Raw genomic sequence first — 5,494 nt, 5'->3', positions numbered from 1 at the left:
CCCCGCACGGTAGGCCGGTGCCCACGCCTCGGGCTCCGGATTGGTTCCCCAGTCCTCAGGCCATCCCAGCCGCAACCAGCGCACCGCCGTGGCCGACAGCACCGCATCATCCCCCAGCGTTTCCTTCGCCGCTAGGATCATCTGCGAGTACTCGGCGTCGACAATGAACGTGGCTCGCTGACCGGTTTCGTTGACGGTTGCCCGGAGGATCCCCGCACCGTTGGTTTCAGCCGGCAGGCCGAAAGATGCCGCGTCACCTAGCCCCGTCAACGAGTGAATGGTATAGGTCATGGTTCCGCCCGGTATACGTCGGCCGTGTGCTCGGTCAGCCCGCCGTTCAGGCCTAGAGACTCCAGCGCCTCGGTGATCGCTCGACCCGCCTGGTAGACAGCCTCGTTTGTGATGCCGTGGCGTACCTCGATCTCTTCCAGTGCGTTCACCGCGCCGCCGAGGCCCCATGCGGCAGCCCAGCCCCTCAGGGCGTCCACTCGCGGATCCGGAACGTTCTGGGCGCGACGTTCGGTGTTCACCCTGTGCTCACGCCGCGAAAGTTCCCAGCATTCGCAAGGATTCTCGGCATGCAAACTGTTCCTCAATCAGCTCACCGTCCCTGAATCGAGGTCCGTTACTGGCGCCCAGGATCGCTGCACCCTCGCGTGCGCGGGGTTTGACCACTCCACGGCAGCGGCACCGGTCGAGAGGTTGCGGCTCCCACTCGGCCCGGTCTTGATGCTTTTTGGTGTCGTTCGTGGGGTAGTTCGGGGCCTGGTGTTGGGGGCCATTTCGTCTCCTGTGGGTCTTGTGTATCTGGGTGTATCTGGGTGTATCTGTGATGCGCTTGAGTGTGTGTATCTCTCTCCCCTCTTAAGGGGAGATACACTTACACCGCTATTTGGAGGCTGGGTGTATCTGTGTCCGGGTAGGGCTTGAGCAGGTGGTGGAGCTTTGATTTGTTCGGGCCGTTCTCGATGCGCAGGTATCCGTCTGCTTCCAAGGCCGTGATGGCTTCTCGGATGAGTTCTTGTCCGCCCCTGACGACGGCGTTGATGCTGCGGAAGGTCGGGGCGCCTGAGTGGTCCTGTATTGCTTGGGCTACGTCGTCCATGGCCCTGTCGAGCTTGGTGGTGTCTTTGCCGTCGATCGCTTCGCGTGGGGGCACGAGGGTGTATCGGATGGTTTTGCGGTCGGTGGAGTCGATGAGTGCGACTGCTATTTCTTGGGTGCGGTCGGACTTGCGCCAGGTGCCGCCGTGCGGGCGGACGAGCCCGGGGCGGTCTTTGCCGATCCGGATGGCGAGCTTGCCTGCCATGCCGACGCCGAGAGGCTGGATCACCTCGACGCTGTAGGAGGCTCCGGTGAGGTAGCTCATCTTGGCTTGTGCGCCGATTGCGAATCGGCTTCGGCCTTCCGTGTCCTTGGTGACGTGGTCTATGACGACAACCGCTGCTCCGGTGCGCTCGGCGATCTGGCGGGGCACCATGCGCCCCCATGCTGTGACTTCATCGTTGTCGATGGACTTCACGCCGAATACGCTGAAAGCCTCGGTTACGCCGTCGATGACCGCTAGGGAAAACCTCCGGCTGAGCATGCCGCGCCACGCTTGGCCTTCCTCGGTGATCGCGAAGGGGTTGCAGTCCGGGCGTACGTAGTTGAGGTGCCGTTGGATGTTGTCCGCTGATGCTCCGAGCATGAGGAGCCTGTTACCGACAGTGCCCTGGTCCGATTCGAAGTCGATGAAGAGCACATCCCGTCCGGATTGGAGCTCCTGCGCCGCTACGGCGTGCATCAGCATGGATTTGCCAGATTCGGATTCGCCGTGAACGCCGTGGACCTTGGCCGGGTAGAGAAGGGCCACGCTGTCTGTTCGGAGCATGTACGTGGGCGGCTGTACCGTGTAGGTGCCGTTGAGCACTGACGTCAGGTCGATGGGGGCCCAGGATAGGACGGCTTCGGGGTCGTCCGTTGGGTGTTCCTTGGTTTCGATCATGCGGCCTTCCTCATTGGGATGTAGCAGCTTCCCGGGGCGCTACGGTGGGCGCTGGTCTCGATGCCTTTGATTGCGTTCCTCGCGAAGGTCCGGTGCCGTTCCTCGTCCAGTTGCAGGGCGTAGAGTCTGCGGGCTGCCAGTTCAGCGGCTTGCTCGTTGCTGAGCAGGGTCTGATTGGTGCCCTGGATGATGCCGGTTGGTAGCCGTTCAGCCAGACGTCCCAGGCGCGGCCGTGGTCGCGGATGAGCTGTTGGATTTCTTCGTCAGTCAGCATGGCGGTCGAGAGGTTGCTGAAGCGCGATCGTGCGGTGCTGGAACTCGACGGTTTCGATAAGGGCTTCCCGCCATTTGGCGGGCGTGATGCTCTGGTCAGCGCTGATGGTCATTTGGAGGTAGCCGAGCATGTAGTTGGCTGCGCCGACTGTCACGTCGCTGAGCGTGAGAGTTTCGGCCGCCTGGTCTTCCGGCGAGTGCATCAAGTCGGCGTTCATCGGGTCTCTGCCACGTCGCGGGCGCCTGGCTGGACGGCTTCGATGGCTGCGCCGAGGGCCGCATGCAGTTCTCGCATCTGCTCGATGGTGTAACGGGCTCCCGGCAGGAGATCCAGTTCAGCAGAGGCGCCCAGGGACGGGTCCCATTCGAAGATAACGTTCAGCCGCTCGTCGGCCGTTGAAGCGATTGGGCCTACCCAGGAGATCTCGCCGCATTCGAGGTAGGCCCGGAAGTTGAAGGCGAACCCTGCCGGTGCCGACTGCTGTACAGCGGCGTTGTAATCGGAGATGTTGATTGTGGCTGGTGCTATGGTGGTCATGATCTTTACTTCCAATCGTGTGGGGTTTGGATTTCTGGGAGCCAGGTGGTGCTGGCTCCCTTTTCTTTGCCTTGAATCGGCACTTTTCTGCCTCCTACGCGGCCGCTGGGGGCTCGCCGTCGATCATGGCGATAAGGCGCCGCGTCGGAATGACGATGCGCTTGCCGATGCGCAGGGATGGGATTTCCTTCTGACGGACGCCTTCGTATGCTTGCCGCCGGCCGATCCCCAGCACGCGGCCCGCCTCTTCAACGGTGGCCGTTGGCTTGCTCAGAATGTCCTGGACTTCCTTCGAAAATCGAACGTCCATGATCACTCCCTTCTGTTTCAAAAAGTTTCTTTTGTCTCATTTTCGAGCACATGTCCATCTTGACCATCAATGTCCCCCTGTGTCAAGCTGAGACCCAAGAAACTTTTTGAGACAGTTGGAGATTGGGCCCATGGTTGAAATCAATGCTGAACACACAATCCAGACCGAACAGTTCGTCGCTGAGCGTGTGGAAGAACTGCGCCTCAAGGAGGGGTGGTCCTACGCGGACCTGTCACAACGGATGGCCGCAGTCGGCTGCGCAATAGAGCGGAGCTCTCTGCAAAAGATCGAAAGAGGGACTCCACGTCGAAAGATCACCGTCAATGAGCTTGTGGCATTCGCGGCGGTATTCGGCATAGACGTCACGGACCTCTTGGTCTCCCCGCAGTACCGCTCAGAGATCCTCTTCTGGACCGACATGCAGGATGGCCCGGGGAAGATGAGGACCTTGACCATGGCCGAGTCGGCTTATGACCTCTTAGCCGAGCGGATTACGGATGCCTGCCTAGACCCACAGGAAGGACTGGCGCGGATCCGGGGTGTTGCCAAGAGGCTCCAGGCCCTCAAATCGGCAGAATCGCATGACTCATCGGACACATATCTCAAGGCATTCCTTACCGACATCCGGGCACGCGTCGGAGAACGTCTTGGCGCTGAAGGCAAACTCGAGTGGCTAAGGGAGATTAGTGATGGCGAAGGTAACTAGGCGGTGTGGTTGCCGCGACGAGAATGGCAAGCAGTACGGGGCCAACTGCCCCAAGCTGAAGAACTACCGGCACGGCACATGGGGATTCCGCCTCTCGGCCGGCTTTGACCCCGTCAGCGGCAAACGCCGCTACCTGACCGACTACAGCTACACCTCCTCGGGGGATGCTGAGGAGGCCATGCGGGAGGCCGAGAAGCAGCTCCGCGGGCAGGTCTATGACTTCAAGAAGACGACGGCCGCCGCATACGTCACGGAATGGCTCGAGGCCCAGGAGCGGCACGAACAGCTCAAGCCGTCCACGCTGCGCATGTACAAGAGCTACGTGGCCAAGGACATCGTCCCGGCCTTCGGGACCAAGCTGCTCCTGCGCGATCTGCGGCGGGCGCACGTGGCCGGGCTGATCAAATCCCTACAGGCCAGCGGCCGCGGCGCCGTGACCATCAAGCGCATTCACGCGACCCTCTCCAGCGCCCTGACTGACGCCGTGCAGGACGGGCTGATTGCCGAGAACGTGGCCGCCGGGGCCCGCCTGCCCAAGGTCGAAAAGAGCAAGGTCAAGGTGTGGGAGCCGGGCGACGCTGGAAAGTTCCTTGACTTCATCGCGGGCTACGAGAACATGGACAGCCACGGCCGCCCCAACGGCAGGATCGGGCATCGCCTCGCTGCGCTGTTCGAGGTGGCCATACTGTCGGGCATGCGTCGCGGCGAGCTGTGTGGGCTCCGCTGGGAGGACGTGGACCTTCCAGGCCGAAGGCTGGTTGTCCGTGTCCAGCTGGTCCAGGTCGGCAAGATCGTCGTTGAGGGCACCATCAAGACCGACGCCGGCCAGGACCGCGTGGTCGCACTCTCAGATCGTGCCGTGGCCGCACTGATCGCGTGGCAGTTCCAGCAAGAGCAGGAACGCCAGGCATGGGCCGAAGCGTACACGGCGTCCGGGCGGGTGTTCACCTACGAGGACGGGCGCCAGCTGCGTCCGGGCTACGTGTCCAAGCTGTTCGAGCTCATGGTGACCAAGGCCGGGCTGCCGATGATGAGGCTGCATGACCTGCGGCACCTGCACGCGTCCCTGATGCTCGCCAGCGGCCAGGATCTGGCCATCGTGTCCAAGTCGATGGGGCATTCGAACAGCCAGATCACCCGGGATCTCTACGCGCACCTGGTGGGCGACGCGGCCCGCAACGCGGTCGAAGGTGCGGCCTCATTGCTACCAGCACGCAGGAGTGTGCTCACAACTGTGATCACCGAGCAATAAAAAAGACCCACCGGAACCTCCGAAGAGATCCCAGCGGGTCTAAGTTTCCCGGAAATCCGGGGATGTGGCAGATGAGGGATTCGAACCCCCGTAGGCGTTGCCAGCTGATTTACAGTCAGCCCCCTTTGGCCGCTCGGGTAATCTGCCGAACTTCAAAGAAGTCACTCCCGATCATCGTTTCGTTTCCGATCCGGTAAGCGCGAGCAAGACAACCTTACAGAACTTCTGCCGAAGAATCGAATCGAGCCCTCGAGGCCACAAAATCGGCGGAAATCTCAGGCTAACCAAGTATCCGTCCTGCCAGTTTGGCCTCGAAACTGGCCGCCTGCTCCAGGGTGATCTGGTTGAGCTGCACGGCCCGCAACAAGTCCGCGTGGACGCCATCCATCCGCGACGCCGCGTCCGGGACCGGGCTCAGGACCACGGAG

The 5,494-nt window shown here is 61.8% G+C and carries 8 protein-coding genes and 1 tRNA gene; 2 read left to right on the top strand and 7 right to left on the bottom strand.

Annotated features, from left to right (window positions below):
• The 6 genes from AHiyo1_RS24330 to AHiyo1_RS00525 all read right to left on the bottom strand — a co-directional run.
• A partial coding sequence (locus AHiyo1_RS24330; RefSeq protein WP_172465455.1) for a hypothetical protein occupies positions 1–291 on the bottom strand: 291 nt, incomplete at its 3' end.
• The gene (locus tag AHiyo1_RS00545; protein ID WP_059387261.1) at positions 288–530 is read right to left on the bottom strand and encodes a hypothetical protein; all 243 of its coding nucleotides are present in this window, start codon (positions 528–530) and stop codon (positions 288–290) included. The genes AHiyo1_RS00545 and AHiyo1_RS24330, both read right to left, overlap by 4 nt.
• A gap of 350 nt (positions 531–880) precedes the next feature.
• On the bottom strand, positions 881–1,987 hold the full coding sequence (locus tag AHiyo1_RS00540; protein WP_059387260.1) for an AAA family ATPase: 1,107 nt from the start codon (positions 1,985–1,987) through the stop codon (positions 881–883).
• A gap of 263 nt (positions 1,988–2,250) precedes the next feature.
• Entirely contained in the window at positions 2,251–2,478 is a 228-nt protein-coding gene (locus tag AHiyo1_RS00535) for a hypothetical protein (RefSeq protein WP_059387259.1), read from the bottom strand.
• Positions 2,475–2,798, bottom strand: coding sequence for a hypothetical protein (locus AHiyo1_RS00530; protein ID WP_059387258.1), 324 nt, complete (start codon positions 2,796–2,798; stop codon positions 2,475–2,477). Before AHiyo1_RS00530 ends, AHiyo1_RS00535 begins: the two co-directional genes overlap by 4 nt.
• Before the next feature lie 94 nt (positions 2,799–2,892).
• Complete coding sequence (locus tag AHiyo1_RS00525) at positions 2,893–3,108, bottom strand: helix-turn-helix domain-containing protein (protein ID WP_059387262.1); 216 nt, start codon at positions 3,106–3,108, stop codon at positions 2,893–2,895.
• A 130-nt stretch (positions 3,109–3,238) separates the two neighbouring features.
• Here AHiyo1_RS00525 and AHiyo1_RS00520 point away from each other — a divergent pair, with 130 nt between their 5' ends.
• Positions 3,239–3,814 carry a helix-turn-helix domain-containing protein gene (locus AHiyo1_RS00520; protein WP_059387257.1) on the top strand — a complete coding sequence of 192 codons (576 nt, stop codon included), beginning with the start codon at positions 3,239–3,241 and terminating at the stop codon, positions 3,812–3,814.
• Entirely contained in the window at positions 3,798–5,066 is a 1,269-nt protein-coding gene (locus tag AHiyo1_RS00515; protein ID WP_059387256.1) for a site-specific integrase, read from the top strand. The genes AHiyo1_RS00520 and AHiyo1_RS00515 overlap by 17 nt, the downstream gene beginning before the upstream one ends.
• A 65-nt stretch (positions 5,067–5,131) precedes the next feature.
• Here AHiyo1_RS00515 and AHiyo1_RS00510 read toward each other — a convergent pair.
• A tRNA-Tyr gene (locus tag AHiyo1_RS00510) sits at positions 5,132–5,213 on the bottom strand.
• Positions 5,214–5,494: the final 281 nt, after the last annotated feature.

Origin of the sequence: Arthrobacter sp. Hiyo1 (assembly GCF_001263615.2) — a bacterium.
Lineage (GTDB): Bacteria > Actinomycetota > Actinomycetes > Actinomycetales > Micrococcaceae > Arthrobacter.
The sequence above is the reverse complement of the archived record's forward strand: the minus strand, read 5'-3'. Positions and strand labels throughout refer to the sequence as shown.

Coding starts and splice junctions, on each gene's coding strand:
- AHiyo1_RS00540 (WP_059387260.1), bottom strand. CDS start 1,987: ATGATCGAAACCAAGGAACACCCAACGGACGACCCCGAAGCCGTCCTA.
- AHiyo1_RS00535 (WP_059387259.1), bottom strand. CDS start 2,478: ATGAACGCCGACTTGATGCACTCGCCGGAAGACCAGGCGGCCGAAACT.
- AHiyo1_RS00530 (WP_059387258.1), bottom strand. CDS start 2,798: ATGACCACCATAGCACCAGCCACAATCAACATCTCCGATTACAACGCC.
- AHiyo1_RS00525 (WP_059387262.1), bottom strand. CDS start 3,108: ATGGACGTTCGATTTTCGAAGGAAGTCCAGGACATTCTGAGCAAGCCA.
- AHiyo1_RS00520 (WP_059387257.1), top strand. CDS start 3,239: ATGGTTGAAATCAATGCTGAACACACAATCCAGACCGAACAGTTCGTC.
- AHiyo1_RS00515 (WP_059387256.1), top strand. CDS start 3,798: ATGGCGAAGGTAACTAGGCGGTGTGGTTGCCGCGACGAGAATGGCAAG.